Below are 3,651 nucleotides of genomic sequence, written 5' to 3'. Positions count from 1 at the left end.
CGTGCCCGCCGCCTGGGACAAGACCACCGGCTCCGGCGTCACCGTCGCCGTCATCGACACCGGCTACGTGGCCCACTCCGACGTGGCCCCCAACATCGTCGCCGGCTACGACTTCATCAGCAGCTCCACCGCCGCCCGTGACGGCAACGGCCGCGACAACAACCCGGCCGACCAGGGCGACTGGAGCGCGGCCGGCGAGTGCGGCACCGGCTCCAAGGCCAGTGACTCCTCCTGGCACGGCACCCACGTCGCCGGCACCATCGGCGCCGCGACCAACAACGCCAAGGGCGTCGCGGGCATCGCGTACAACGCCAAGATCCAGCCCGTCCGCGTCCTCGGCAAGTGCGGCGGCGCGACCTCGGACATCGTCGACGCCATCACCTGGGCCTCCGGCGGCACCGTCGCAGGCGTCCCGGCGAACGCCACCCCCGCCAAGGTCATCAACATGAGCCTGGGCGGCTCCGGCGCCTGCACCACCAGCTACCAGAACGCCATCAACGCGGCCGTCGGCCGCGGCACCACCGTCGTGGTCGCCGCCGGCAACAGCAACGCGGACGCGGCCGGCTTCACGCCCGCCAGCTGCAACAACGTGATCAACGTGGCCGCCAGCAACCGCACCGGCGACCGCTCCTTCTACTCCAACTACGGCGCGATCATCGACGTCGCCGCCCCGGGCGGTGAGACCCGCCGCGCCACCGACACGCCCGGCACCGTCACCACCCCCGAGAACGGCATCCTCTCCACGCTGAACGGCGGCACCACCACCCCCGGCGCCGAGATCTACAAGCCGTACCAGGGCACCAGCATGGCCGCCCCGCACGTCGCGGGCCTCGCCGCCCTCCTCGTCGCGGCCAAGCCCTCGCTGACCCCGGCGCAGATCGAGGCGGCCATCAAGGCCAACGCCCGCCCGCTGGCCGGCACCTGCACCGGCGGCTGCGGCGCCGGCCTCGCCGACGCCACCGCCACCGTCAACGCCGTGACCTCGACGCAGCCCACCCCGGCCTTCGAGAACACCACGGACGTCGCCATCGGCGACAACACCACGGTGGAGAGCGCGATCACCGTCACCGGCGTGACCGGCAACGCCCCGGCCACCCTCAAGGTCGGCGTGAACATCGCGCACACCTACATCGGTGACCTGAAGGTCGACCTGGTCGCCCCCGACGGCACCGTCTACACGGTCCACAACCGGGCCGGCGGCAGCACGGACAACATCAACCAGACCTACACCGTCAACGCCTCCTCCGAGGTCGCGAACGGCACCTGGAAGCTCCGTGTGAACGACAACGCGGGCGGCGACACCGGCAAGATCGACTCCTGGAGCATCGGCTTCTGACCCCGGTCCCGCACCGGTCCAGGCGGAGTCCCCCAACTCCGTTCTGACGGACCGATGGTACGGACCAATCCAGTGCGCGGGTCTGCCGGTACCTCCCGTACCGGCAGACCCGCCGCGCATTCCTGCCGCCTGACTGAATTCTGCGTCACAATCCGGGTCCGTCGGGGGGCTGACCTCGTATTGTCGCGTCTCACAGGAAGGGCACAGGAGCAGGGGCGCGAAAGGCTGGTGGCTGTGCGTGGCGGCGACGGGTAACGCTGACACCAACGTCGGACACGGTGCACTCATCGAGGCGGTCGACCGCGCGCTGACCACGCACGGCCGCGCCGTCCTCACGGGCTGCGCGGGGTCGGGGAAGACCGAGGTGGCGCGGGCCGTCGCGGCCGCCGCCGCCCGGCGGCGCGAAACCGTCCTGAACCTCGCCCCCGAAGCCTGCGACCGGGAGATACCCGAGGCCGCCGCCGCGGCCCTCCTCGCCTCCGTCCCCCGCACCGCCCTCGACCGGCTCGCAGGACCCCAGCGCACCGCCGTCGCCCTGCTGCGCCGCGAGACCCGACGCCCCCCGCGCCGGCCGCGACCACGTTCGCCCTGCGCCCTGGCCGTCGTCGAAGTGCTCCGCGGCCTCGCCACCGCCGGCCCCGTCCTGCTCGTCCTCGACAACGCCCAGTGGCTCGACCCCGAGAGCACCGACCTGCTCCGCTTCGTCCTGCGCCTGACCCCGCCGCGCGTCCGGGTCCTCGCCGCCGAATGCGTCCAGTCCGCACCCGTCGCCGAATCCCTCTGCGGCCCCGGCACCCCCGTCGTCCACGTCCCCCCGCTCGGCGCCGACGAGGTCGCCGAACTCCTGCTCCGCCACGGCCTGCCCGCCCGCCTGGCCGGCCGCATCCACCAGGCCAGCGGCGGCAACCCGCGCCTCGCCCTCGCCCTCGGCCACTCCCTCGCCGAAGCCGCAGGCCAGGGCGGCGGCGCCCACCACGCCGACACCCTGCCCGTCACCGGCCAGGCCCGCGAGGTCGCCCGCCGGCTCCTCGCCACCGCCCCCGGCCGGACCCGCCCCACCCTGCTGCTCGCCGCCCTCGCCGCCCGCCCCACCACCGCCCTGCTCCGCCGGGCCGGACGCCCCGACGCCGAGGCGGAACTCGCGCAGGCCGAACGGGCCGCACTGGTCACCGTCGCCGAGGACGGCACCGTCGCCTTCACCGCCGGCGCGCTGCCGGCCGCCCTGGCCGCCGACGCCGGCTGGCCCGAGCGGGCCGTCGGCCACGCCGCGCTCGCCGCCGCCGTCGACGACCCCGTCCAGGCCGTGCGCCACCGCGCGCTCGCCGTCGACACCCCCGACGCGGACCTCGCCGCCGACATCACCCGGGCCGCCGACGCCTGCCGCCGCCGGGGCCAGCGGGCGCTCGCCGCCGAGCTCGGGCTGCTCGCCGCCGAACGCACCCCCGTCGCCCTCCCGCAGGAGGAGCTCGCCCGCCTCGTCGGCGCCGCCGAGGACGCCGGCTGGGCCGGCCGCGCCGACCTCGCCCGCCGAGCCACCCGCGCCGTCCTCGCCCGGGACGCCTCGCCCGCCCAGCGGGTACGGGCCCGGCTCGCGGTGATCGACGCCGCCGGGCAGGCCCTGGCCGACCTCGACGAGACCATCGCCCACGCCCTCGCCGACGCCGCCGGGGACCCCTCCCTGCAGGCCGCCGTCCAGCTGCGGATCGCCTGGAAGCACAACATCGGCGACGGCGACCCCGTCCGCGCCCGCGACGCCGCCGCCGAGGCCGGAGCGCTCGCCAAGGCCGGGGGAGACCAGGTCGCCGAAGCCATGGCCCTGACCGTCCGCGCCCGGATGGGCCGCATCCTCGGCGACCCCGACGCCGAGGACATCCTGGCCCGGGCACTCGCCCTGCCCGCCCCCGAGGTCCCCCTCGGCATGCGCAACGCCCCCCAGTTCCTCGCCGTCCGCCACGCCCTCTTCGACGACCGGCTCGCCGACGCCCGCCGCCAGCTCCTCGTCCTGCTGCCGGCCGTCCAGCGCACCGGCTCCGCCGAGGACGTCTTCGAGGTGCTGCGCAGCATGACCGAGACCGAACTGCGCCGCGGCCGCTGCGTCCGCGCCACCGCCCACGCCCGCCGCGCCCTGGAACTCACCATCGAGGCGGGTCTCTCACCCGGGCCGGCCTGGTACGTGGCCGCCACCGCCGAGGCCGCCGCCGGCAGCTTCGCCCGCGCCGCCGCGTACGCCCGCCGGGGCATCCGGGCCTCGGAGGAGGAGGGCGACCAGGTCTTCCTGTCCCGGGGGCTGTACGCGCTCGGCACCGTGGAACTCG

Annotated in this window: 2 protein-coding genes; both read left to right on the top strand. The window is 75.8% G+C overall.

Annotated features, from left to right (window positions below; all coding sequences use genetic code 11):
• A partial coding sequence (locus SSNG_RS03310) for a S8 family serine peptidase (protein WP_063749869.1) occupies positions 1-1,336 on the top strand: 1,336 nt, incomplete at its 5' end.
• 238 nt (positions 1,337-1,574) lie between these two features.
• Positions 1,575-3,651 (top strand): AAA family ATPase (locus SSNG_RS44715; RefSeq protein WP_007262374.1); only part of this gene is annotated, 2,077 nt, incomplete at its 3' end.

Origin of the sequence: Streptomyces sp. C, assembly GCF_000158895.1 — a bacterium.
In the GTDB taxonomy this organism is placed as follows: Bacteria; Actinomycetota; Actinomycetes; order Streptomycetales; family Streptomycetaceae; genus Streptomyces; species Streptomyces racemochromogenes.
The sequence above is the reverse complement of the archived record's forward strand: the minus strand, read 5'-3'. Positions and strand labels throughout refer to the sequence as shown.